The organism is Bradyrhizobium sp. USDA 4369, from assembly GCF_054056435.1.
On sequence record NZ_JBSRYH010000001.1, the window covers coordinates 3,076,479 to 3,101,951 of the forward strand.

Genomic DNA, 25,473 nt, shown 5'->3' on the forward strand with positions numbered 1-25,473 from the left:
CAGCGAGGTCCGTCGTGCGCATTCGCCAAGTCTTCCTGCTCTCTCTGCTGCTCGGGGCCGTCATCGGCCTGCTCGCCACCGCGCTGTTTGCCTGGCAGCAGCTGGCCTCTCTGCAAGCTGCGAGGACAGCAGGGCGCGATGCGCAGCTGCTGGCCGCCATGCTGCGGCTGCCGGAGAAGTTGAATCTCGAGCGGGCCATGGTCAATCCGCGGCTGGCCTCGCCCAGTCCGGCGACCGCCGACGAGCTCGCTTCGCTGCAGAAGATCCTCCAAGGCTCGGACGAAGCGTTCGCAAAGGCGCGAAGCCTCGCACAGTTGAGCGAAGACACCGCCGCGCTGGATTCGATTCAGCAGAAGCTGCGCGCGTTGCGCAGCTCCGCGCTCGATGCCGTCGCGCAGCCGAAGGCCACACGATCCGAAGTCATTGTCCGCGATTACGTACCGCAGATGTTCGCGATACAGGAGACGACCGGCAGCCATGTCGAAGGCATCGTCCGGCGAATTAATTCGGCCAATCCCGCGGTCGGCCAGTCGGCCAGACTCGCCGTGATCGGGTGGGATATGCGCGACTGGGCTGGTCGCGCCACCACGACCTTCATCCGCATGATCGCGACCAAGCAGCCGATGTCCGGTGAGCCGGCCGAGGCTCTCGCCATGTTCAAGGGACGGATCGAGCGGATCTGGTCGGCGGCCAAGCTCGCGGCTGCGGAGATCGATCAGAAGCCGATCTTCGCAGCCTTGTCGCAGGTGGAAGGCGGCTATTGGGCGCGTGGCGGCGAGTTCTATGCGTCCCAGGTCGCGCCGAACCGCGGCAAGGTCCTCGAGCTCGATCCCGATCAGTTTCTGCGCTCGATGTTCCCGATCCTCGACACGATCCTGCCGCTGCGCGATGCGGCGATTGCCGAGGCGCTCCGTCAGGGCGATCTCGCCATCGCCGAGTCGCAGACGCGCTTCGTGCTCGCGCTGGCCCTGCTGCTGATCAACGTGGCCGCTGCCGCGCTTGGCACCGTCTGGTTCAATGGCCGGGTGATCAAGCCGCTGTCCTATCTGACCGAGCTGATCGGACGCATCGCCAGCGGCGAGCGCGACGTGACGATCGCCTATCGCGACCGCACGGACGAGGTCGGCACGCTCGCCAACGCGATCGGCGTGCTCCAGGAGAAGTCCGCCGAGGCTGATCGGCTGGCGCTTCAGGGCGCCGATGCCGAAGCCCGTCGCGACGCGCGCCGGCAGAAGATCGAGGCGCTCACCGGCCGGTTCGGCGAGGTGATCGATACGCTGTGCGGCCGCCTGAGCGATGCCGCCAGCGGCCTGAAGCAATCCGCCGAAGCCCTGGACGGCTCCGCCAGCGCCACGGCCTCCCGTGCCACCGCGGTGGCCGATGCGGCGGCGCAGGCCACGGCCGGCGTCAACACCGTGGCCGCGGCCTCGGAGGAGCTGGATCATTCGATGAAGGAGATCACCCGGCAGATCGCGGAAGCGGCGTCGGAATCGTCGAACGCGACCAGCCAGGCGCTCGACACTACCGACAAGGTGCGCACACTTGCCGGCAGCGCGACACGCATCGGCGACGTCGTGCAGCTGATCCGCGCCATCGCTTCGCAGACCAATCTGCTCGCGCTCAACGCCACGATCGAATCGGCCCGCGCGGGCGAGGCCGGCAAGGGCTTTGCCGTGGTTGCCTCCGAGGTGAAGAGCCTGGCATCGCAGACCAGCAAGGCGACCGAGGAGATCGAGAGCCAGATTGCCGCAATCCAGAACGAGACCGGCAGCACCGTTGCCGCGATAGAGAAGATCGCGGCCGTCGTCAATACGATCAGTGGTGTCACGGGAGCAGTGGCAAGCGCGGTGGCCGAGCAGAGCGCCACGACACGGGAGATCGCCCGCAGCGTGCAGCAGACGGCCAGCGGCACCAACGATGTCTCGTCATCGATCGCGCTGGTGAGCGCTGCGGCTGCGGATACCCGTGGATCGGCACGGTCGTTGCTCGACTCTGCGGCGAGCTTGGCCGGGCAGGCCACGGACCTGCGCCGCGAGGTCGATCAGTTTCTGGCCGAGGTGAAGGCCGCCTGATCCGGATCAGGCGCGCCGCTCAGGCGAAATAGCGATCGAGAATGCCGCGATAGATCTTCGTCAAGGTGGCGATATCCGCGACGGAGGCCCGCTCGTCGATCTGGTGCATGGTCTGCCCGACCAGGCCGAACTCGATGACCGGGCAATAGCTCGCAATGAAGCGCGCATCCGAGGTGCCGCCGGTCGTGGAGAGCTCCGGCTTGCGCCCGGTCACGCTCTCGATGGCGGCCACGGCGAGGTCGGTGAACGGCCCCGGCTTGGTCAGGAACACTTTGGAGTTCGACGGCAGCCAGTCGATGCGGGCGCGGATGCGGTTGCCGCAGGCCTTGGCCAGCCGCTCCTCGACCAGCGCCCGCAGCGAGTCCTGCGTGTGGCAGTCATTGTAGCGGATGTTGAACTTCGCGCGTGCCAAGCCCGGGATGACGTTGGAAGCCGCGTTTCCGACATCGACGCTGGTGAATTCGAGGTTTGACGGCTGGAATTGCGCACTGCCGTGATCCAGCGGTTCGTCCGACAGCGCGACGATCAGGCGAGAGATGTCGGGCACCGGATTCTCGGCGCGGTGCGGATAGGCGACGTGGCCCTGCTTGCCCTCCACGATCAAGGTGCCGGACTGCGAGCCGCGGCGGCCGATCTTGATGCAGTCGCCCATGACCTCCTGGTTCGACGGCTCGCCAAGCACGCAATGGTCGAATTTTTCGCCGCGCTCGGCCGCCCATTGCAACAGCTTGATGGTGCCGTTGATCGAGACGTCCTCCTCGTCGCCGGTGATCAGGAAGGAGATCGAGCCTTTCGGCTGCCCGTCGTGATCGCGCAGATAATCCAGCGCAGCGGCGACGCTGCAGGCGATGCCGCCCTTCATGTCGACCGCGCCGCGGCCGTAGATATAGCCGTCCTTCACCTCGCCCGAGAACGCCGGAAGGCTCCAGGCTGCTTCGTCACCGGGCGGGACCACGTCGGTATGGCCGGCGAAGGTGATGTGCGGACCCTCGGTGCCGATGCGGGCGTAGAGATTGTCGATATCGGCCGTGCCTGCTTCCGAGAAGGTGATGCGGTGGGTCGTGAAACCGGCCTGTTTCAGCAGGGCTTCGAGCACACCGAGGGCCCCGGCATCGGCGGGGGTCACGGAGGGGCAGCGGATCAGATCGCGGGTGATGGTGAGGGCATCGGTCATGCCCCCCGCTTAACACGGGCTTTCGGGCGACGGCTAGTGCGACGCCCGGGCCAGGACGATCAGTCGCGCAGCAGCTCGTTGATCGAGGTCTTGGAGCGGGTGCGCTCGTCGACGCGCTTGACGATGACGGCGCAGGCGGTGGACGGGCCGATCTGGCCGTTCTTCATCGGCTTGCCCGGCAATGCGCCCGGCACCACGACGGCATATTCCGGCACCTCGCCGACGAAAGTCTCGCCAGTCTCGCGGTCGATGACCTTGGTCGAGGCGCCCAGGAATACGCCCATCGCGAGCACTGCGCCCTTCCGGACGACGACGCCCTCGGCAACCTCTGATCGTGCGCCGATGAAGCAATCATCCTCGATGATGACCGGGCCGGCCTGCAGCGGCTCCAGCACGCCGCCAATGCCGACGCCACCGGAGATGTGGACGCGCTTGCCGATCTGGGCGCAGGAGCCGACCGTCGACCAGGTATCGACCATGGTGGCCTCGTCGACATAGGCACCGAGATTGACGAAGGACGGCATCAGCACGACGTTCCTGGCGATGAAGGCCGAGCGGCGCACGATCGCGCCGGGCACCGCGCGGAAGCCGGCCTCGCGAAAACGGTTCTCGCCCCAGCCCTCGAACTTCGACGGCACCTTGTCCCACCATGACGCTTGGCCGGGGCCACCGGGAATGACGCTCATGTCGTTGAGGCGGAAGGACAGCAGCACGGCCTTCTTCAGCCACTGGTTGACGCTCCATGTGCCGTCCGTGCCGCGCTCGGCGACCCGCGCCTCGCCCTTGTCGAGCAGCTCCAGCGCGCTCTCCACGGCGTCGCGGATCTCGCCCTTGGTCGTGGTCGAGACGCCATCACGGGCATCGAAGGCGCTGTTGATGGTGGATTCCAGGGCGGACAATGACATCGGTCGATCCTCGCTTGGTCCCGGGCGGGACGGGCGTGTACGAGTACGGAGGGCAGGGCGGCTTTTTCGGAGTTTGGGGCAGGGGAGTCAAGGCACCCGGCACCCGACGGCGTGGTTCGCAGGCAACAGGCTGGCGCTCCGCTTTTCTCGACGCCAGCGCGCTTCAGGCAGTCACCAGCCGCTGCAGGAATCCGGTCAGGTCATCCGTGACATGGTCGACATGCGGATCGTCCCGACCCGACAACTCCCAGTCCTCGCGCACCACCTCCTTGGTGCCGTCGGGCACCACCAGCACCGTGGTCATGCCGAGGTCGTGCGGGACCACGAGATTGCGGGCGAGGTCCTCGAACATCGCTGCCCGCGTCGGATCGACGGCGTGCAGATCGAGGAATTTGTGATAGGTCTCGCGCGCGGGTTTTGGCGTCAGCTCGGCGGCGATGATGTCGAACACGCCGTGGAAATGGCCGGCGATGCCGAGCCGTGACAGCACCGCATCGACATGGTCGACCGAGCCGTTGGTCAGGATCAGCTTGCGCCCGGGCAATTTCTCGATCGCCGCGCCCATGTCCGGATTCGGCTCCAGCGGCGAGTGGTCGATCTTGTGCACATAGGCCAGGAAGTCGTCGGCATGCACGCCATGCTCGGTCATCATCCCGCGCATCGTGGTGCCGTAGCGACGGTAATAGTCCTTCTGAATGCGGCGGGCTTCATCCGCATCGACCTTGAGCCAGTTCGACACGAACTCGCCGATCCGCGCATCGACCTGCTGCCACAGATTGACGTGGTGCGGATACAGCGTGTTGTCGAGATCGAACACCCAGGTGTCGACGTGATCGAAGACTCGGGGATTTTTCGTCATCTCTGCCTCGGTCGGTTCTGCCCGGACGTAGCGCCATACTCCGCTGTCGTCCCGGCGAACGCCGGGACCCATACCGCGTGATCTGTCGGTGGTCCAAACCAAGTCCGGTGGTTATGGATCCCCGCGTTCGCGGCGATGACAGCTGTGGGTGGCGCGGGATCGAGCGCATCATCTGGATAGCGATCACGGCAACGCAAATCGCAGCGTCTTGCCGCCGCGGGTGATGTCGACGGCGGTGAAGCCGGTGGCGGTGAAGCCGCGGCTCGGACAGTCGCCCTGCTCTGTCGTCTCGAACTTGTTCTCGCGGGTGCAGAGCTGGACCAGGCCGCCCCAGTTCAGGGGCTTGTTCTTCAGCTTGATGGTGCGGTTTTCATCATCCACCGCCTCGGCGAAGCTGTAGACCTTCTTCGGCTGGCCCGTGATGTCGGGATGCAGGCACTTGCCCGCGTCGATGCGATACCAGCCGCGGCTGACCACGGTGCGGCCGTCATCGGTCGCGACCGCCGCCATGACCTTGTGCGGCGTGTCGTTGCACCAGGTGAGCCCGGTGGGCGAGGGCGTCTGAACCGCGTCGACCATCGTGGCGAAGAATGTCGGCTGCGAGACGATGTCGGACGAGAGCCCGCGGCTCTTCAGGAAGGCCGCGAGTGCAGCTTGCGTCTTCGGCCCGTCGACGCCATCAATCGGGGACGCGTCATAGCCGGCGATGCCGAGCAGCCGCTGGATGCCGGCGAGGCGGGCCTGCTCATCATCATATTCCGCGCTTTCGGCGAGATAGGCCGTCAAGGTGCCGTCATCGCTCTTTGTCGGCGTCACCTGGGTGAACGCTGCAGGGGTCTGCCCGGCACGGCATTGCCGCGCGGCAGCGATCACGAAATTGTCGGTTGTCGCCACGCAGAGCTGGTCATTGCCGTTTGCGGCGATCGGCGATGCGCCATAGAGGCTGAGCGCGCGCGCGTGGAGCAGGATACGCTCCGCGGTCATCGCGCCCTGCAGCACCACGCGGCAGGTGGCCGGATCGAGCCGGAACCATCCCCGCGTCGCCGTCGCCGCTTTCTCGTCGATGCCGATCGCAGCTTCGACCACATAACTCATGCGATTGCAGAGCTTGAGGTCGGCGCGGGCGGGCGTGGTGAAGGTGAGAAGAGGGAGGATAGCGGCCAGGGCGAGCGCAACGCGAGTCCGGAGGGGTTTCGTTTGCCAACGAATCTCCCAGACGTCATGGCCGGGCTTGACCCGGCCATCCACGCCTTTGTCTCCATCGGAGGGAAAGTCATGAATGCCCGGGTCGAGCCCGGGCATGACGATCTCCAACGTTGCGGCGGCCTTGCCCATCACTTGTGGATCAGCGTGCCCGTGCCCTGGTTGGTGAACAGCTCGAGCAGCACCGCATGCTGCACCTTGCCGTCGAGAATCACGACGCCCTGTACCCCCTGCTCGAGCGCGTAGATGCAGGTCTCGACCTTCGGGATCATGCCGCCGGAAATGGTGCCGTCGGCGATCAGCTTGCGCGCATCCTTTACCGACAGCTCCGGAATCAGCTTCTTCGACTTGTCGAGCACGCCGGGCACATCGGTGAGCAGCAGCAGGCGCTTGGCCTTCAGCGCGCCGGCCACCGCTCCGGCAAAGGTGTCGGCGTTGACATTGAAGGTCTGGCCTTCCTTGGAGGTCGCGAGCGGAGCAAGGATCGGGATCAGCTCGTAGCCGATCAGCTGGTTCAGCAGCGTCAGGTCGACCTTGTCGGGCTCGCCGACGAAGCCGAGATCCACCACCTTCTCGATGTGGCTGTCCGGATCGACCATGGTGCGTGTGGCCTTGACCGCGCGCACCATGTTGCCGTCCTTGCCGCAGAGGCCGACGGCCTTGCCGCCGGCTTCGTTGATGTAGCCGACCAGCTGCTTGTTGATCGAGCCGGCCAGCACCATTTCGACGATCTCGATCGTCGCAGCGTCGGTGATGCGCAGACCGGCGGCAAATTCGGAGACGATGCCGAGGCGCTTGAGCATGGTCGCGATCTGCGGCCCGCCGCCATGCACCACCACGGGGTTGATCGCGGTCTGCTCGAGCAGCACGATGTCGCGCGCGAAGGCCTTGGCGGTGTCCTCGTCACCCATGGCGTGGCCGCCATATTTGATGACGATGGTCTCGTCGTCATACTCCTGCATGTGCGGGAGCGCCTCGGACAGGATGCGGGCCTGATCGAGCGGGCTGATGGTGGTCGCGTCGGTCATGTCGGGGATCTCGGCTAGCGGGGCGTCGCCGCGCGTTCTATCCGATTGCCGCCTGCTGCGCAAAGCGCCGGATCAGGCGCGCCGGGGCCACAACGCGCAGATCGCGAGCGCAATCCAGCTCGCAATTTGCAGGCTGCCGCCGATCGGCGCCGCAAACGGAAACAGCCGGTCGCCGGCAAACTGCCGCATCAACAGGTCGCCGGCGAAAAGCGCCGGCCCGAGCGCGAAACCGAGGGCCGCGATCAGCCCGATGCGCCGATGAATGACGCCGCGCTCGGCCAGCGCGACGGTGCCGAGCAGAGCGCAGGCGTGGAACAGCAGCATCATGGAGGCGGTGGCGAGGCGGGATGCGTCGGCATCATGCGCGGCCTTCGCCGCGAGCGCCACGCCGGTGGCACCCATCAGCCCGGCCAGTGCGATCAGGAGACGCCAGAGCCGCGTCATGCGCCGCGCTCCTCCAGCAGGCGCGCCATTGCGGCGCGCAGCTCCGGCATGCCCGTTCCGGAGCGCGACGACGTCGCCAGCACCTGCGGGAATGCCGCCGGATGCTTGGCCAGCGCGGCCTCGGTCTCGGCGATGCGGGCCGCGAGCTCCGGCGGCTTGACCTGGTCGGCCTTGGTCAGGACCAGCTGATAGCTGACCGCGGACCGGTCGAGCGTCTTGAAGATCTCCTGATCGACCTCCTTGAGGCCGTGGCGGGCGTCGATCAGCACATAGACGCGGGCAAGCGAGGCGCGGCCGAGCAGGAATTGGTGGATCAGCTCGGTCCAGGACGCGACCTTGGTTTTGGCCGCGGCGGCGTAGCCATAGCCGGGCATGTCGACCAGGCGCAGCGGCGCATAGTCAGGTCCCTCGAAGAAGATCAGCTCCTGCGTGCGGCCCGGCGTGTGCGACGTCCGTGCCAGCGCGTTCTGGCCGGTCAACGCATTGATCAGGCTGGACTTGCCGACATTGGAGCGGCCGGCAAAGGCGATCTCGATCTGGCCGGACATCGCCGGCAGGCTCGCGATCGAGGGCGAGGCATGGGTGAACCGCCAGGCCTGCGCGAACAGCTTGCGGCCTTTCTCGATCAGGCGCTCGTCGGTGTCGCTGCTGGTGGCCATCAATGCTTTTGCCTCGTCATTGCGAGCGAAGCGAACCAATCCAGGGTCACAAGAAAAGTCTGGATTGCTTCGTCGCTGCGCTCCTCGCAATGACGGCCGTGGCTCAAGCCGCCTTACTCGTCGTCACGCCGCTTTCTTTTTGAACGTGCCGCGGATGTTGTCGAACAGCTCCACCTTGACGCCGTTGCGGCGCATGATGAAGCCCTGCTGCAGCACCGACAGCGTGTTGTTCCAGGCCCAGTAGATCACCAGGCCGGCCGGGAAGCCCGCGAGCATGAAGGTGAAGATGATCGGCATCCAGTTGAAGATCATCGCCTGGGTCGGGTCCGGCGGCGCCGGGTTCAGCTTCATCTGCACCCACATCGTGATGCCCATGATGATCGGCCAGATGCCGAGCGCGAGGTAGTGGCCGAACAAGGGCAGCTGGGTCGGATCGAACGGGATCAGGCCGAACAGCGTGAACAGATTGGTGGGATCGGGCGCCGAGAGGTCCTTGATCCAGCCATAGAACGGCGCGTGCCGCATCTCGATAGTGACGAACAGCACCTTGTAGAGCGAGAAGAATACCGGGATCTGCAGCACGACGGGGAGACAGCCGGCGACCGGGTTGATCTTCTCCTTCTTGTAGATCTCCATCATCTCCTGCTGCTGCTTCATCCGGTCGTCCGGATAGCGCTCCTTGAGCGCCTGCAGCTGCGGCTGGATCGCCTTCATCTTGGCCATCGAGGCGTAGGACTTGTTGGCGAGCGGGAAGAACAGCAGCTTCACCAGCACCGTCACCAGCAGGATCGAGATGCCGAAATTGCCGAAGAAGCGGAAGAAGAAGTCGAGCGCCAGGAACATCGGCTTGGTCAGGAAGTAGAACCAGCCCCAGTCGATCAGAAGATCGAAATGGTTCAGCCCAAGCTGCTGATTGTAGCCGCCGAGCCCGCCGATCGGGAAGTTGATGCCGACGACGCCGGCTTCCTTGGCTCCGGCGAACAGCCGGGTGGAAACGCTGGCCGCGCCGCCGGCCGGCACGGTCTGCGGGGTCTCGACATAGTCGGTCTGGTAACGATGCTGGTTGTCGACCAGCTTCGACGAGTAGTTCGCCGTCAGGCGGGCATCCGTCATCGGCAGCAGCGCCGTCGCCCAATATTTGTCGGTGATGCCGAGCCAGCCATTGGTCACGTCGAACTTGGCGGCCTTGTCGTCGTCCATCTTCTTGTAGGTGTATTCCTGCAGGCCCTTCTCGCCGAGATAGCCGATCAGGCCCTCATGCAGGATGTAATAGCCGGACACGTGCGGCGTACCGTGGCGGGAGATCAGGCCGTAGGGGTACAGCGTCACTGGCGCGTTGCCGGCATTGGTGACGTCGTCCTTGATGGTGAAGAGGTAGTGATCGTCGACGGAAATGGTGCGCTGGAAGGTCAGCCCGTCGCCATTGGTGGTGGTCAGCTTCACCGGCGTCGACGGCGTCAACGCGTTGGCGCCGTCCTGCTGCCAGATGGTGTTCTGGTCGGGGACCTGGACCTTGGCGCCAGCGGCGTTGACCCAGCCGAATTCGGCATAATAGGGCTCGGCGGTGTTGGACGGCGAGAACAGCACGATCGCCGGCGATTTCGGATCGACCGTCTCGCGATATTGCACGAACGCCAGATCGTCGATGCGCGCGCCCTTCAGCGAGATGCTGCCGCTCAGCCGCGGGGGTGTCGATCTTGATGCGGGGCGTGGCGGCGATGGCCGCCTCACGCGGCACCACGCCGGTGGCCGTGGTCGCCGCGCCGCCCGGTGCGCTCGGGCTGCCTGAGGCAGCGGCATTGGGCTGCAGAGTGGCAGAGGGTGCGGCATCGGGCTGCGCCGCGGGCGCCTGCTTCTTGGCGAGTTCGGCCTGCATCTGGGCCTGCGCCCGCTGCTTCTCCATCTGCGGTCCGTTGTAGAAGACCTGCCAGAGGATCAGCACGAGGCCGGACAGAATGACGGCGAGGATTGTGTTGCGATTGTCGGTCATCGTTTGCTTATCGTCTCGTCGTTCAATCCGGTGTGCGGGAATGCGCGTCCGGTGCGGGAGCATGGCGCCGGTTCGCATCCGACGGTTTGCGCGGCTGCGGCTTGGCCTGCGGCCGGTCGAGGCGGCGGAGGGTCGTCTGGAGGTCGTCGAGCATGGTTTGGAAGTCGCGCGACAGCGCATCGCGGCGCCCGATCAGCACATAGTCGCTGTGCGGCCTCATCGACAGGGGATCGAGCCGTTTCACAAGCTCGCGCAGCCGCCGACGGATGCGATTACGCTCCGTGGCGGTGCCATTCTTCTTGGTGACAGTAAAGCCGATTCGGACCGGGCCCTGGTCTGCGCGCTCACGGCGCTGAACCACAAACGCAGGGCTGTTCGCCCGCGCGCCATCGGCAACGGCGAGAAAGTCCGCCCGCTGCCGCAGCCGATCCATAATGGAAATCTCCGGGACGGAGGCCCTGGCTTCAGGCGCTCAGACGCTTGCGGCCACGCGCACGACGGGCGGCAAGAACCTTGCGACCGCCGGTGGTGGCGAGGCGAGCGCGGAAGCCGTGACGGCGCTTGCGCACCAGTTTGCTCGGTTGATAAGTCCGCTTCACGGTCGTTCTCCGCTGACGGGCAATTTGCCAGTTGACAATTTGCCTGCTTGAAATGTCGAGGATGTCCGGTGATGCTTCCTGGCCCAAGCGGACCGCTGACGGCCCTCAGATCGAGCCGCCCCGGGCGAGCCGGGTCATCGCGGACGGTTGGCGCGGCTTATAAGGGAGCGTCCTGCCTTCGTCAATCGCGGCAAGGCGTTTCCGAGGTCTTTAGAATTTGCCCGAGAATGTGCCGGGCAAGCGCAGGCCGCCGCTCGGTGATATATCGACAGCGCAGGAAATGCGCGAAAATAGCCCCCGCCCGAAGGGGTTTCTTCATCGGACATCGCATGGCTTCGGGTTCCATTGTGAATGGATCGGACCGGAACATGAGCGATCCGTAATTTGACCGGACTCCGGCGCAGTCCCATCTTGCAGTCACGTAAGGGTGGGGGTGCCTCTTACAGGGACGACACGTGTCAGAGAGCGACAACCAGCCGATCCTGGAGCGTCTGCGGCCGAAACGGTCGCGCCGGCTCGGCTTGTCCGGCAAGTTGCTCCTGTTAACCATTCCGCTGGTGATGATCGCGGAGGTGCTGATCTATGTGCCCGCCATCGCCAATTTCTGGACCAACCGCCTGAACGATCGGTTGGCTGCCGCGAATACCGCCGCGCTGGTGCTCGATGCCGCCCCTTCCGGCATGGTTCCAGATTCCTTGGCGCGCCAGATCCTGACCTCGATCAATGCCCGCGGCGTCGCCATCAAGATGGGCCAGCAGCGCCGCCTGCTTGCCAGTGCCGACCTGCCGGCGTCGATCGATCATGATTTCGACATGCGCGACATGACCGTGTGGTCGTCGATCGTCAACTCGCTGAAGATGATGACCGAGACCGGCGATCACACCATGCGTGTGATCGGGCCTGCGCCCGGGCGCGCGCAATTCATCGAGGTCGTCACCGACGAGAAGCCGCTGCGCCGGGCGATGTATCGCTTTTCCCGCAATCTGCTCGGCGTGTCATTGTTGCTCGCTGTTCTCACCGCGGCATTGGTCTATCTCGCCCTGCATTTCCTGTTTGTCCGGCCGATGCGTCGCCTGACGGCCAGCCTTGTCGGCTTCCACGAGAATCCGGAGAGCGTCGCGCGCATCATCGTGCCGAGTTCACGCTCCGACGAAATCGGTGTTGCCGAGCGCGAGCTCGCCGACATGCAGCGCGATCTCGTGTCCATGCTGCATCAGAAGAGCCGGCTCGCCGCGCTCGGTCTCGCAGTCTCGAAGATCAATCACGATCTGCGCAACTTGCTCGCCTCCTCGCAATTGCTGTCGGATCAGCTTGCCAGCGTGCCCGACCCGCGGGTGCAGCGTTTCGCGCCAAAGCTGATGCGCTCGCTGGAGCGGGCGATCGCGTTCTGCCAATCGACGCTGTCCTACGGCAAGGTGCAGGAGCCGGCGCCCGATCGGCGCCTGGTCGCCGTCGAGCCTGTGGTGGCCGAGGTGCGCGAGACCGCCGGGTTGTCGCCAGACGCCTCGATCACCTGGGTCGCCGCGATCGAGCGCGGGCTCAAGATCGATGCCGATCCGGATCAATTGTTCCGCGTGCTGCTCAACCTGGTGCGCAACGCAGCGCAGGCGTTGGACAGCCTCTCCGGTGACGTCGGCGTCCGCCAGATCCGCATCACCGGTCGCCGGGAAGGCTCCGTGACCATCCTGGAGGTCTCCGACACCGGCCCGGGTGTTCCTGCCAAGGTCCGCGAGCATCTGTTCGAGGCCTTCCGCGGCGCCGGCCGGCCGGGCGGCTCGGGGCTCGGCCTTGCGATCGCCGCCGAGCTGGTGCGCGCCCATGACGGCGACATCCAGCTGGTGGAAGGCACGCTGGGGGCCACGTTCCGGATCACGATTCCCGATCGGCCGGTGGAGCTGCAGACGTTCTGGACCGAGCGCGCCAGCGCCTGAACCAGGCCCATCATTGAGCCGGGGCGTGGCAACGAGGCCGTCGGTCGGCCCGGCCGCCGGTTTCCGGCCCCTTTGCAGGGATGGCGCGCAGCCACCCGTCTCTCGGGGCATCATGGCGTGTGTATTCGTTCCAGGGCTCCGGGGCCGTGAACTCCGCCGACCGGCGGCCGCAGAAAAATGGTCGCAAAATGTCCCCGTCAGCCTTGCCAAGCGGCCTCTGAGCCGTTAGTCAGAGGCCCTTCGCGAGGCCTGCCGGCTTTCTGCCGCTTCGGCCTTGCGGGATCCGGCCGTGATGGACTGACCGTCACGGATCGGAACCTGCCAGACGCGAAAACGCGCCCGTAGCTCAGCTGGATAGAGCATCAGACTACGAATCTGAGGGTCGGACGTTCGAATCGTTCCGGGCGCGCCATTTGCTTCATTTTGAGACACAGAAGGGCCGGGCCTCGCCTGTCGAGGCCGAAGCCGCGGTGTCCTGCGCGCATCGTCGATCTCTTTCCCTCTTCGACAGCATCCTCGTCGACCATCGCGCCAACGCTTGACCGCATTGTCAGCGCCAGCTCGCGAATGGATATTTCAACGCTGCGCTCACGCAGGAGCCAAGATCGGCGGCCATCCCCGCCGGCAACATCCCCACGCCGGCGTTCGGACCGCTTAGCGACGATACCCAGAGGACCAGATGACGAGGCGGGGCGGCCGGTCGCCTCCGATCACGACGGATGCGCGTTACGGCGACCGCGCCAGCGGCATCGCGCAGAACAGATGGCGGTCGCTGCCGGGCGGGCCGGGTCACCAACACTCCTGCAGGTTCGGCGAGGCATCTCGATCAGGGCGGCGGTGTCCCCGCGTACAGATGGTCGTCAGCAACGATGGCGTTGCGGCTGATGAAGCTGATTTCATTCTCACTTCGGCGCGCGAGCGCTTGTTTGTAGAGATGCCTGCCTGTGTCGCATCGGCAGGCGCGCAACGGCTACGCGCTTCGTCGTCCTATGTGTCCGTCGTTTGCAAGAATGGACGGGGGGGTTTTCTCCATCAATGGTGAGTAATCGGGTCTGGTTGCAATTTTTCCGATCGGCTCTCGCCGTAATGTTGCCGCAAGCTAGGAGGTGTGAACTAACAACATCGAATCGATCCCGCGCGCAATCCTATGATTACGGATCGCGAGTACTTTGAGGCCGTGAGAACGAGATGGGCATTGAACCGACCTCATCACCTCAGAAGGCAGTCACCACAGCCTCAAAGACCCGCACAGAGGAGCCGGTCAAGCCGCCGACCAGCGCGCGAACGGGAATAGCTGACAATTTTCAGTCGTTCTTGACGCTGCTCACCACGCAGCTCAATCACCAAAACCCTCTCGATCCGCTCAACGTCAATCAGTTCACCCAACAGCTCGTCCAGTTCGCGCAGGTCGAGCAGCAGCTCAAGGGCAACACGCTTCTCGAACGGCTCGTCGAGGCTCAAAAATCGACGCAATCGACACAGGCGTTGATGCTCGTCGGCAGGACGGCAGTGGTCGATGGCAGCGAGGCCAGCCTCGCGAAGGGCGGCTCCGCCGTGTGGAATCTGAGATCCCCCAAGAGTGCCACGGCCACGGTTTCGGTGAGGAACGTGACCGGCCAGTTGGTTTATTCCGCGACCCGTGCATTGAACTCCGGCGATACAAGCTTTGCTTGGGACGGCCAGGCTAGCAATGGTGCGATTTGCCCTCCTGGCCGGTACAAATTGGTCGTCGATGCGAAGGATGCCAGCGGAAAGTCTGTCGCCGTGGCGGCAGAGGCGCAGGGCGTCGTCGAATCTGTCGATCTCACAAAAAGTCCGATCATGCTGTCGATCGGCGGTCGGAACTATCCGCTCGACAGCGTCAGACGTGTCCTGCACGCGAGCGCAGGGGCCTAGATGTCGATTTCTGATATTGCGCCGACCCCCGCTGCGACTATCAAGCGGCTATCAATATAGGCGCCGGTACTCGGTGCGTTTCCGGAGTTTCGGCCTTCCTGAGGCGCGCGTGCCGGTAGGACAAGACTGGATACGCCGTCTTGTTGGTGGCCGGGAAGCAGGTGTGGCGTACAAGATCGGCCTGACGGCGGATGCTGTGGCGTCAATCGCAAGGCCCCGAATTATCGTGCTCCGCAGAAACTGAGCCAGCGGTGCGATCACGTACGTCTCACGACGAGCAAATGCCGCGACGAGTCCTCTGGCTTTTCAGGTCAGTCGCCAGTCAAATTGATAAAAGCGCTTTCAGTCAAGCCTGTCAGCGCGCCGTGTCGGCGAATCAACTATCTTGTCGCGACTGGTGCGATGGTCGCGCAATCGTTGATTGCAGTTCGCGCGGCGCGGTCGCCCTCTAGGCCCAGCCTCATCAGCTAACAATCCCAGGACATTCGCAGTCAGGACAGCCGCGCCGGACCGTGCGCGGTGCCGCGCGTTCGTGCGCCGCATGCCGATGAGCGTGAACTAACGACTACATCGATTTTCGAGCGACAAGTACAAAAAGTACCTCGATGAGGACGGAGAGAGTCAAAACGGCGCGTGGAGGGCTCCAGGAATTTCGATGTCGTAAATCGTCGGGGGCGAGGCTCACGCTCGTCGCATGAAGCGGCGAAAAGAGAAGAGAAAGATCTCAGCCATGCCCTCCGAAATCACACTGTCTGCTGCCACGCGCCAGAATTTGCTGTCGTTGCAGGACACAGCGTCCCTGCTCGCGACGACCCAGTCGCGCCTGTCGACCCAGAAGAAGGTCAACTCCGCACTGGACAACCCGGTGAACTATTTCGCGGCGCAGAGCATGACGGCCCGCTCCGCAGACCTGATGTCCTTGATGGACGGAATCTCGAACGGCATCCAGACCATCCAGGCTGCGAACCAGGGCATCACGCGCATTCAGGGGCTCGTCGACTCCGCCAAGAGCACCGCGCAACAGGCGCTTGCGGTTCAGAACACGGCGTCCGGCTCCGCTGCGACGGGCGCGGTCGTTGCCGCATCCAGCGGCAAATCGCTGCTTGGCCCAGGCACCGGCGCTGCGGCTGACGGGACTCACGATTACAGCGCGGCATCGGCGGCCTCGGTCTTCACCGTCACTGACAATTTCGGCAATGCCACCACGGTCTCGCTGGATCGCTCTCGCCTGGCGCAGAGTGTCCGAGACATCTCGAAGGTCACGTCGACCGAAATCCTCACCCAGATCAATCAGCAGCTGAACCAAGCGGGCGCATTTGCAACTGCGTCGATGACGAACGACGGGCGCCTGACGTTCACCTCGACCCTCACGGGCTCGGATGCGAAGCTCACGATCTCGGGCGGTGGCGCCACCAACACGGTTGATGTGGGCTTTGGAACCGGCGCACTGACCGCTGTCGCCGCGTCCGGCATCGACGCGACGGATGGCTCGGCCAAGGCGAGCGTCACGGGCGCAGCGATCGGCGCGCTCGGAACGGCCAGCAATTTCGACCTGACCGCAGGCGACGCCTCCATCACGGTCCAGCTCGGCAATGGTCTCACCAAGACCATCAATCTGAACAAGACGGCCGACGCAGCCCTCGGCGTGGCCACGTTGAAGGCTCAGGATGTCGCGGCCGCGATCAACCGCCAGCTCAATGCCGATACCGGCATCTCCGGCAAGGTGATCGCGACCTATGACAATGCTGCGGGCACGGTCTCGCTTCGCACGACCGCCTCGGGCGGCGATCAGAAGCTGACGGTGACCTCGGCCGCTGCGAGCACCAAGGACATCGGCTTCGGCACCGCCGGAGACGCAACGAAGGCGAGAACTGCGGCTGGCGCCGGCGCGACCGCCGCGAATGGAACCAACCAGCGCGCGGCTCTGGCGCAACAGTTCAACGAACTGCTGAACCAGATCACCATGGCGGCGCAAGATGCGCGGTTCCAAGGCGCCAACCTGCTCTACCGCACCGGCAGCGATCCGAAAGAGAACACGCTGCACATGACCTTCAACGAGAAGGACACGAGCTATCTCGACATCAAGGGCGTCAAGTTCGACGCGACCGGTCTGGGCATCACGCAGTCGAGCGGCAACTTCGCGACGAACGACGAGGTCAAGACCGCGCTCAGTCAGTTGATGAATGCGTCATCGACGCTGCGCAGCCAGGCCTCGACGTTCGGCTCGAATCTGACGGTGATTCAGAACCGGCAGGCGTTCACCAAGAATATGATCAATATTCTCGATGTGGGCGCAAACAACCTCACGATCGCCGATCTGAACGAGGAAACCGCCAACCAGAACGCGCTGAGCTTGCGCAACTCGCTCGGCATTTCGGCTCTGTCGCTCGCCAACCAGGCGCAGCAGGGCATCCTCCAGCTTCTCCGCTAGCGCGTAGGTTTTCGCATCGTCATCGCGTGCTCTGGTGAGCGCGTGATGACGATGCACCTCACGCCTATCTGGGAACGTGTCGATGATGTCCTGCGTCTCGTTGCTGCGCGCGCGGTGAAGCCGCGGAGCACACGGGAACAACAACAACGGGCGGCCGGCAGGCCGGGCGCCCCACAGCCATCCCTCATCTCCAATCTTCGATACGAGACAGAAAAATGAGCATCTCGACCGCTCTGTTGACGGCATTCAGTGGCATGAAGGCGCAGTCTTACGCGATGGCCAACATCTCCGGCAACATCGCCAATACGCAGACGGCGGGCTACAAATACGTCGACACCAGCTTCTCTGATCTCATCAGTTCGCAGACCAGGAAGCAGGCGGTGGCAGGAAGTGTCGTTGCGGAAGCGAGGTTCACCAACTCGGTCCAAGGGGCGCTTCGCGCGACCGGCACCTCGACCAATATGGCGATCAATGGTCCCGCGTTCTTCTCCGTCCAACAGAAGACGGGCGACAGCAAATTCTCTGGAGTTCCGCTTTACACGCGCCGCGGTGACTTCACGATCGACAAGGACGGCTATCTGATGAATGGGGCCGACTTGTATCTGTTCGGGACCAATCTCGATCCCGCGACCGGGAGTGCGATCTCGTCCGGCCCGATCAGGATCATCAACTCCAACATGCCGGGCCGGCAGACCACCAGGATCGACTATGGTGCCAATCTGCCGAAGGCGCCGGTGACGACGGCGGGGGCGGCCGGTGATTCCACGCCCTACGCGGTCGCCACTGCGATCGTGACCGATCCGACGCTGACGACACCTGATACCAGCAAGAAGGTGCCCGCGGCGCAGGCGCAATCCTTTCTCGACAAGTCGCTTCCGGGCCCCTCGCTGACGATATATGGCGCCGGAGGCACGCCCGTGTCGGTCTCGACACGTTGGGCGAAGGTGCAGGACGCCAACGCCGGGGCCACGCCTCCGAAGAATGCGACCTGGAACTTGTTCTATGCGTCGAGCTCGACCGGGTCGAAGGCCAGCGACTGGACCAATGTGGGGCACGCCTTCGCCTTCGATGGCGCCGGAAAATTCGTGCCGCCCGCCGCCGCTTCTGTTGCGAGTGATGGAAGTGTGGCGTTGAAGATCCCGCAATTGACCGTCGACGGCGTCAATTCGGGCGACGTCACGCTCAGCATCGGCTCGGGAGGGCTGACGCAACTGGCGACGTCCTCCGGCACTGTGACGACCAACACGCTGGCTCAGGACGGCTACCCGGCGGGAAGTCTCAAGAGCCTCTCGGTCACATCCGAGGGAACGATCGTCGGCACCTTCACCAATGATATGACCGCTGCCGTGGCTGTGGCCGGGGTTGCGAATTTTGCCAATCCGAACGCGCTCAAGCCGGCGTCCGGCGGCAGCTATGAGCAGACGCGCGACTCCGGTCCGCCGATCGCCGGCCTCAATGGCGCAACCATCGTCGGCGGCAATGTCGAGGCCTCCAACAGCGATGTCGCGGGCGAATTTTCCAAGCTGATCGCGACGCAGCAGGCCTATTCGGCCAACGTCAAGGTCATGACGACCTCCCAGCAGATGATGTCCGACTTGCTCAACGCGATCCGCTGATCGTGCGCGCTGCCGCTGGGCCGGAGACGCCTGATGTTGACGAACGCTTTCAATACAGCAACGGCGGGGCTGCAGACGCTCCAGGTCGCCATCGGAACGGTGTCGCAGAACGTCGCCAATTCCGGCGTGGCCGGATACACGCGGCGCGTGGTGTCGACGGAGTCCGCAGGGCCCGGCAATTCCGGTGTCGCGGTCGCCAGGATCGACCGCACCTTCGATGAGATGGCGCTGAAGCAGATGCGGCTCGAAAGCTCGCATGCGGCCTATGCGTCCGCCAAGGCGGACATCCTGGCGCAGATCGACAAGCTCAACGGCAAGCCCGCTGAGTCCAGCGCGCTCGATGCTCGGCTCAACAGTCTCGCCAAGTCGTTGTTGGCGTTGGCGTCGAATGGCGCGTCAGCAAGCAGCCGCAGCACGGTCGTGGACGCGGCATCCGTTCTTGCCGACAAGATCCGCGGAACGGCGGATGCGCTCCAGGCCATGCGCGACGGCGCCAACAAGCGGCTTGCGGCCGAAGTGTCAGCCGCAGACGGCTTGCTGACATCGATTGCGGATCTGAACGTCAAGGCGGCCACGGTGACCGACGACGCGACTCGCGTGGGCATTCTTGATCGCCGTGATCAGCAGATCACCGAGCTCGCCCGCTATATGGAAGTGAAGTCGATTCGTCAGCGCGACGGCGGTGTCACTCTGATGACGCCGTCGGGACTGACCTTGGTCGAGCGCGGTGCTGCGACCAGGTTGTCCTTCGTCGATCGGGCGCCAGCGGCCGGTGGCGGCGCGGTCGTGGCCACTTTGCCGGGCGGAGCTGGGCTCGAGCTCGATACCTCGGCGCTGTCATCGGGCTCGATCGCGGCCAACATCGAGATTCGCGATGCCATTCTGCCGCGCGCCCAGCGGCGGCTCGACGATCTCGCATTCGGGCTCGCCCAGGCCTTCACCAACAATTCGGTGACCGCCAGCCGCCGTGGCGCCAGCTTCGACCTCCGCCTCGACGACGTCGCGAAGATGCAACCCGGCAATACGATCACGATTGCGGTCGGCTCGGGCGACGCGCAACGGACCATCGTTCTCGTCGCATCCAATCTCGCTTCGAAATCGCTGGACGTTGCGCAGCCGCCCGGCCGCGTCCAGACGTTCGCAATCCCACCGGCTCCGGCGACGTCGCAGGCCTATGCCGCCGCGCTATCCACCGCGATCACCGCCGCTGCGCCGGGCCTCACGGTGACAAGCGGTGGCTCCAATAGCGTCACGATCGGCGGAACCGGCATTCAGAGCGTGACCGCGGCCGTCACCCAGCCGAAAACTGCGGGCGACCTCTCCGGCGGTTATCCAAAACTTGCTGTTTTCGTCGATGGTGCGGCGAACGCGCTGGTGAACGGGTCGCTGGATGATGGTCCCCAGCGTGCAGGATTGGCCGCCCGGCTTGCGGTGAACACGGCACTGAAGGCCGATACGTCGGCCCTTGTGGCCGTGGGCTCGTCACCGTCGTCGCTCTCGCGTCCGCAAGCCTTGTACGAGGCGCTGACCTCCGAGAGGCAGAGCTTCGCTTCGCCGAACGGCAGCAGCCGGTCCCCCGCCATGACGACGGTGATCTCGTTCGCGCAGGACCTGGTGGCAGCCGCGGGCTCCGAAGCCGCGGCCGCAGCCACCGTCTCCGACCAGCAAAACGTCGCAAAGGCCAACGCCGATGCCTGGTTCTCGAAAGGCGGGAGCGTGAACATCGACGAGGAGATGTCGCGGCTGATTGCGCTGCAGACAGCCTATGCGGCCAACGCTCGCGTGCTGACCGCAGCCCGCGAGATGATCGACCTTCTGCTCAGGGCGTGAGGCTGGCCATGACCTCGATCTACCCCAGCATCCCCGCGAGCAGCTACCCGATCGGCCGCAGCGCAGCCGATCTGATGGCGCTGAAGCAGCAGATCGATCAATTGTCGTCCCAATTGAGCAGCGGCCGTGTCGGCGAGACCTTCGCCGAGCTGGGTCCCAGCCGATCGGACAGTCTCAGTGCCCGGGCGATGCTGAGTGCGCTCGATGGCTATGATGTCGGAATCACGAGCACCCAACCGCGGGTCCAGTTGATCTCGACCAGCGTCGCACAGATCTCGAAATCGGTTGGCACGCTGCGCACCGCGATGGTGAGCAACAATCCCGGAGCAGGCGCCAGCGAGGCCCTCGCACGGGATGGCCTCGAGAGCACGATCGCCGCGCTCAATCAGCAGATCGGCGGCCGCTACGTGTTCGGCGGACGGGAGGACAGGATGCCGCCCGTCGCGAGCGCCGCCGTGCTGCTTGACGGCGACAGCAGCGACCCCGCAAAGCCATTGGCCGGACTCAAGGCCCTGGTGGCGGAGCAGACGCGGGCCGACAGAGGTGACGGCACCGGCCGGCTGGCAGTGTCAAGGCCAGGTCCGACCAGCGTCCAGCTCAGAGAGGATGCCGACCCCGGAGCCCGAGCGAACTTCGGCTTCACGCTTGCTGGTGTCGCCGTCGTGTCGAGCAGCTTCGCGACTGTCAGCTATTCGGCCGGTACCATCGAGGGCGCCGTGCCGCAATTCGCCCAGGCTCCGCTCCCGAGCGATCGTTTTCGCGTGGTGGTCAATCAGCCGTCCGGCGGACAGAAGACGTATGACCTGAGCGGCGCCGATCTGGCTGATATCAGCTCGCCGGCCAATGCGGCATCCTCCCTGCTGGCGCTGCTCGGCAACGGCAAGATCGCCAGCGTCCAAAGCGCAACGCCCCCGGGACTTCAGGCGACGTTTGCCGCCAGCGGTGCAGCCGGAGCGCTGACCATCGATGTGGCCCGCCAGCCTGCCGTGGGTGACCAGCTCTCGATCAAGCTGGCGTTGCGCGATGGAACCACAACCACGTTGACCTTGCAGGCCCAGTCCAGGGTTGATGCGGACTCGACGTCGGACTTCGCCATCGGCGCGACGCTCACGGAGACCGCGCAAAACATCTCCGAGTCCTTGCGCCGCGCCTTGGCTCGCGCGTCCGATACGGTGTTGGCGGCGAGCTCGGCCGTCCGCGCCACACAAGACTTCTTCGCCGGACAGAGCACGCCGGGACTTGCGGCGCGGCGGATCGATTTCAGCGCAGCCACGCCGGCTTACGCGCAGGTTGCATCCACCTCGACGGTCACCTGGTATCGCGGCGAAGCATCGACCGCGGCTCCCCGCGAGGCTGTGGTGGTGCAGACGTCGTCGACCAGCGCGTTGGCCGTCGGCGCGCGCGCCAACGAGGACGCCCTTCGTTCGGCGCTGGCCGGGTTTGCATCCGTTGCCGCGAGTGGATCTGGAACGACAACCGCGGCTTCAACTGAGCGCTCGAAGTCGCTCGCATCCCGTGCACTGGCGCTGCTGCCGACGCGAGAGGCCGTCGACGGGATCACCAATGATTTTGGGCTCGCCCAGGCGGCGCTCTCAGAGGCCCAGTCTGAAAACAAGGCGGTCCGCGCAATCCACCGCACTCAACTCGACCGTCTCGAGAGCGCTCCGGCCGAAGCGGTCGTGGCTGAGCTGGTGAGCCTGCAGAACATATTGCAGGCGAGCTACCAAGTCACCGCGATGATCTCCAAATTGTCCCTGGTCAACTATCTCCGATGATCAGCGCTTCATCTCCCGCCCAGGAGGCGGCACCTTCGCAACTCGAACGGCGCTGGCCCGGCAAGTCCGGTAATGCCGCGGTAATGCGCCGGCGGAATATGACTGCGACCGACGAATCGGGCGCTGCAAATATGCCGCTCAAATTGATAGATCTGAGATCCTCAGAAGCGGACGATGATCAGATCCGGCTCCGGACGTGGCAGGAGCTCACGGCAAGCTTGTTCGTCACCGATCAGGCCGTTGCGGCGCAATCGGTCTGCGATATTTTCCTGCGCTGCTACCACCTGGAGCGGATGCTCTTCTTCGACCATAGAGCCTGCGCGCATCGCGCGGAGCGCACACAGTCCCAGATCGTAACGCAGGGTGTCGACCACATCTTCATTGCGTTACAGACAGCCGGTGCCACCCGGATGGCGCATGTCGATGGCGAGCTTGTTGCGGCGCCCGGCGATTTTGTTGTTCTCGACCTTGCGCGCAGCTTTCGTCTCGCCACGGAAGGCATGTCTGCCATCCAGATCTGCATTCCCAGGCGCCATATCGCGCAATATGCCGGCCGTCCAAATGCGCCGGCTGCAAGGGTTCTGCCGTCGCGAGGCAATCCGCTGCTGAAGCTGCTGGCCGACCATTTGTTGAATATGCGGGCATGCCTGACGCGCGCCGACGCCGAGCAGAGAAATCATCTGACCTCGGCGGCGCTTGCGATCTGCAACGCGGTCCTGACTGCAGACGATGAAGATCGCGGCGACGATCTTGCGCCGGCTGAGATTCAGCTTCGTCAATTCGTCGCGCAGAACCTTCATCGGCCGGATCTTGGCGTAGAGCTGCTCTGTACGACGTTCGGTCTCTCTCGAACCCCGTTGTACAAGCTGTTTGAGGCGGATGGTGGCGTCGCGAATTATATCCGAGATCGGCGCATGGCCCATGCCATGCGGATCTTGGCCTGCGCCGACGGCGGAGCCGCACAGCGCGTCTCGACGGTTGCTTACGCCTGCGGCTATCAATCCGAGAAGATCTTCAGCCGTGCCTTTCGTCGCCGGTACGGCATCAATCCCAGCCAGGTGAAGCGAGCATTTCCGCAGGTCGCCATCCGGCCCAAGGGCGCGCTTCTGGCCTCTTGGCTTCAGAACCTGTGATCGCGCTACGCGGCGTGCCGTAATATTCCGGTAATGTCTGTGTCTCGATAAAGACGCGTGCAACGTGTCTGCGGCAGGACGATGTCGGGTTGCAGCGTCTCTCGAGATCGGCGGCCTTGACCGCGTTGCATCTTGGTTGTTTGTACTGCTGCAAGCCTCGCCGCGTGCAGATGTACGATTTGCGTTCGCCAGCCGCGTCGGTTTAGCCGATGCAGCAATGGTGGCAGGCTGTTCGGGAGGGCGTATCCCACGCCTCCTGAACAGTCTCGCAGGCGCTCGATGTTCTGACGCCGACAATGTTCTGATCCCGAAGGTGAGTGGGCGAGTGATCGCAGCCGAGTGAGCGGCACGACGGATCGATCGCGTGGTCTGCCGCTGATCCGTCGACGGAAACCCCGGCGTCACCCTTGGCATGCTGCCGATTCTCTGCTCTCGCTGTGCGGGAGCCGGTGTGCAGACTCCAAGGCATCGAAACGGCTTGGAGTCGTGCCAGCTGTGTGCGGGGTGCGGTATTTTTTGTCCCGCGACGGCGACGATCCGGAGCCGACCGGCCGTTCTTATTCCGCGGCGATGTGCTGCCGAAGAGGGCAGGTCATTGCGCCGCGCCACGCGATTGACTAGCGTACGGCGAGATTATGTTTAATGCTGGCCTCAGAGCCACGCGTTCGAGGCCTTCCGGACGCGCCATTGGCCGTCGCCCGCCAACCGCTGTGTCGCGATCCGCTTCTTTCCGGTCGAGCTGTCTCGGGCGTCGCGGGTCCGCAGGAGGAAAGTCTTGAGCCGTTTCTGGTCAGAACTCGCCCGGGGGCTGTCGCCTTATGTGCCGGGCGAGCAGCCGCAAATTCCGGGCCTCATCAAGCTCAACACCAATGAGAGCCCGTTCGGTCCGTCGCCAAAGGCCATCGAGGCCATCCGAGCCGCCGCGGCCGATACGCTTCGGCTCTATCCAGATCCGCAGGCGACGCGGCTGCGCGAGGTGCTGGCGGCGTATCACAACGTGGCCCCGGAGCAGGTCTTCGTCGGCAACGGCTCGGACGAGGTGCTTGCCCACGCTTTCGCGGCGCTGCTGAAGCAGTCGGACCCATTGCTGTTCCCGGATGTGACCTACAGCTTCTATCCCGTTTATTGCCGGCTGCTCGGCATCGACCACACGACGGTTCCACTCGACGCCGAGATGCGGGTGCGGATCGACGACTATCTCGGCCGCACCGGGCCGGTGATTCTGGCCAACCCGAATGCGCCGACGGGCATCGCGCTGTCGCGCACGGAGATCGCGCGGCTGGTGTCATCGCGACCCGAGGCGGCTGTCGTGATTGATGAAGCCTATGTCGATTTCGGTGCCGACAGCGCCATCCCGCTGATCCGCGACTACCCGAACCTGCTGGTCGTTCACACCATGTCGAAGTCGCGTGCGCTCGCCGGACTGCGCGTCGGCTACGCCATTGGCGATGCCGAGCTCATTCAAGGCCTGACGCGGGTCAAGGACAGCTTCAACTCATATCCGCTCGGGCGGCCCGCCCAGGCCGGCGCGATCGCCTCGATCGAGGACGATGCGCATTTTCAGCAGGCGCGTGCGGCCATCATGCGGAATCGCGACGACCTCACGGCCGCGCTGGTTCGCCTCGGCTTCGACGTCCTGCCATCAAGCGCGAATTTCGTTTTCGCCCGTCATCCGGATCGTTCCGGCCAGTCCTTGGCCGCGGCCTTGCGCGAACGCGCGGTGCTCGTCCGGCATTTCACTGCGTCCCGCATTGCCGACTACCTCCGGATCACAATCGGTTCGGAAGCAGAACTGGCGCGCTTGACGGAGGCGTTGCGCGAGGTTCTGGCGCGGAACAGCTGACTGCACTGCAGTCAGCTCACATAGATGCCGTCGTCATGCGGTCGTCTCGGCCAATCACTGGAATTTGCCGTCGTCGTTCGGCGAG

At 64.6% G+C, this 25,473-nt stretch carries 18 protein-coding genes, 1 tRNA gene and 1 pseudogene; 10 read left to right on the plus strand and 10 right to left on the minus strand.

Annotated features, from left to right (window positions below; translation table 11 throughout):
• The first annotated feature begins 14 nt into the window (after window positions 1-14).
• Window positions 15-2,072: a methyl-accepting chemotaxis protein gene (locus ACVIJ6_RS13950; RefSeq protein ID WP_456773141.1), complete on the plus strand. Its 2,058-nt coding sequence runs from the start codon at window positions 15-17 to the stop codon at window positions 2,070-2,072.
• A gap of 19 nt (window positions 2,073-2,091) precedes the next feature.
• On the opposite strand, the gene dapE is transcribed toward ACVIJ6_RS13950, so the two are convergent.
• The 10 genes and pseudogenes from dapE to rpmH all read right to left on the minus strand — a co-directional run bounded on the left by dapE (window position 2,092) and on the right by rpmH (window position 10,933).
• Window positions 2,092-3,246 carry a succinyl-diaminopimelate desuccinylase gene (gene dapE, locus ACVIJ6_RS13955; protein ID WP_456773142.1) on the minus strand — a complete coding sequence of 385 codons (1,155 nt, stop codon included), beginning with the start codon at window positions 3,244-3,246 and terminating at the stop codon, window positions 2,092-2,094.
• A gap of 59 nt (window positions 3,247-3,305) precedes the next feature.
• On the minus strand, window positions 3,306-4,151 hold the full coding sequence (gene dapD / locus ACVIJ6_RS13960) for a 2,3,4,5-tetrahydropyridine-2,6-dicarboxylate N-succinyltransferase (RefSeq protein WP_456773143.1): 846 nt from the start codon (window positions 4,149-4,151) through the stop codon (window positions 3,306-3,308).
• Between the two features lie 163 nt (window positions 4,152-4,314).
• The gene (locus tag ACVIJ6_RS13965; protein WP_456773144.1) at window positions 4,315-5,010 is read right to left on the minus strand and encodes a pyrimidine 5'-nucleotidase; all 696 of its coding nucleotides are present in this window, start codon (window positions 5,008-5,010) and stop codon (window positions 4,315-4,317) included.
• Window positions 5,011-5,193: 183 nt separating this feature from the next.
• Entirely contained in the window at window positions 5,194-6,258 is a 1,065-nt protein-coding gene (locus tag ACVIJ6_RS13970; protein WP_456776981.1) for a DUF1036 domain-containing protein, read from the minus strand.
• Between the two features lie 86 nt (window positions 6,259-6,344).
• Complete coding sequence (gene argB, locus ACVIJ6_RS13975; RefSeq protein ID WP_012047096.1) at window positions 6,345-7,241, minus strand: acetylglutamate kinase; 897 nt, start codon at window positions 7,239-7,241, stop codon at window positions 6,345-6,347.
• Between the two features lie 72 nt (window positions 7,242-7,313).
• On the minus strand, window positions 7,314-7,685 hold the full coding sequence (locus ACVIJ6_RS13980) for a DUF423 domain-containing protein (protein WP_172242939.1): 372 nt from the start codon (window positions 7,683-7,685) through the stop codon (window positions 7,314-7,316).
• Complete coding sequence (yihA, locus tag ACVIJ6_RS13985; protein WP_456773145.1) at window positions 7,682-8,344, minus strand: ribosome biogenesis GTP-binding protein YihA/YsxC; 663 nt, start codon at window positions 8,342-8,344, stop codon at window positions 7,682-7,684. The genes ACVIJ6_RS13980 and yihA overlap by 4 nt, the downstream gene beginning before the upstream one ends.
• A 123-nt stretch (window positions 8,345-8,467) precedes the next feature.
• A pseudogene (gene yidC, locus ACVIJ6_RS13990) lies at window positions 8,468-10,334 on the minus strand (membrane protein insertase YidC).
• Between the two features lie 22 nt (window positions 10,335-10,356).
• Window positions 10,357-10,767, minus strand: a complete 411-nt coding sequence (gene rnpA / locus ACVIJ6_RS13995) for a ribonuclease P protein component (protein ID WP_172242948.1) — start codon at window positions 10,765-10,767, stop codon at window positions 10,357-10,359.
• A 31-nt stretch (window positions 10,768-10,798) separates the two neighbouring features.
• A complete protein-coding gene (rpmH, locus tag ACVIJ6_RS14000; protein ID WP_006609582.1) occupies window positions 10,799-10,933 on the minus strand; it encodes a 50S ribosomal protein L34 in 135 nt (44 codons plus the stop codon).
• A 455-nt stretch (window positions 10,934-11,388) separates the two neighbouring features.
• Between rpmH and ACVIJ6_RS14005 the strand changes: the two genes are divergently transcribed.
• The 9 genes from ACVIJ6_RS14005 to hisC all read left to right on the plus strand — a co-directional run bounded on the left by ACVIJ6_RS14005 (window position 11,389) and on the right by hisC (window position 25,388).
• Window positions 11,389-12,864, plus strand: coding sequence for a sensor histidine kinase (locus ACVIJ6_RS14005; RefSeq protein ID WP_012047090.1), 1,476 nt, complete (start codon window positions 11,389-11,391; stop codon window positions 12,862-12,864).
• 335 nt (window positions 12,865-13,199) lie between these two features.
• Window positions 13,200-13,276 (plus strand) — tRNA-Arg (locus ACVIJ6_RS14010).
• 776 nt (window positions 13,277-14,052) lie between these two features.
• Window positions 14,053-14,760 carry a flagellar hook assembly protein FlgD gene (locus tag ACVIJ6_RS14015; protein WP_456773146.1) on the plus strand — a complete coding sequence of 236 codons (708 nt, stop codon included), beginning with the start codon at window positions 14,053-14,055 and terminating at the stop codon, window positions 14,758-14,760.
• 730 nt (window positions 14,761-15,490) lie between these two features.
• The gene (locus ACVIJ6_RS14020; protein ID WP_456773147.1) at window positions 15,491-17,191 is read left to right on the plus strand and encodes a flagellin N-terminal helical domain-containing protein; all 1,701 of its coding nucleotides are present in this window, start codon (window positions 15,491-15,493) and stop codon (window positions 17,189-17,191) included.
• A gap of 215 nt (window positions 17,192-17,406) precedes the next feature.
• Window positions 17,407-18,807 (plus strand): flagellar hook protein FlgE, encoded by a 1,401-nt coding sequence (locus tag ACVIJ6_RS14025; RefSeq protein ID WP_456773148.1) that lies wholly within the window; start codon window positions 17,407-17,409, stop codon window positions 18,805-18,807.
• A 33-nt stretch (window positions 18,808-18,840) separates the two neighbouring features.
• On the plus strand, window positions 18,841-20,637 hold the full coding sequence (flgK, locus tag ACVIJ6_RS14030; protein WP_456773149.1) for a flagellar hook-associated protein FlgK: 1,797 nt from the start codon (window positions 18,841-18,843) through the stop codon (window positions 20,635-20,637).
• Between the two features lie 8 nt (window positions 20,638-20,645).
• A complete protein-coding gene (locus ACVIJ6_RS14035; protein WP_456773150.1) occupies window positions 20,646-22,412 on the plus strand; it encodes a hypothetical protein in 1,767 nt (588 codons plus the stop codon).
• Complete coding sequence (locus ACVIJ6_RS14040) at window positions 22,409-23,545, plus strand: helix-turn-helix domain-containing protein (RefSeq protein ID WP_456773151.1); 1,137 nt, start codon at window positions 22,409-22,411, stop codon at window positions 23,543-23,545. Before ACVIJ6_RS14035 ends, ACVIJ6_RS14040 begins: the two co-directional genes overlap by 4 nt.
• Before the next feature lie 775 nt (window positions 23,546-24,320).
• Window positions 24,321-25,388: a histidinol-phosphate transaminase gene (gene hisC / locus ACVIJ6_RS14045; protein WP_456773152.1), complete on the plus strand. Its 1,068-nt coding sequence runs from the start codon at window positions 24,321-24,323 to the stop codon at window positions 25,386-25,388.
• Window positions 25,389-25,473 lie beyond the last annotated feature (85 nt).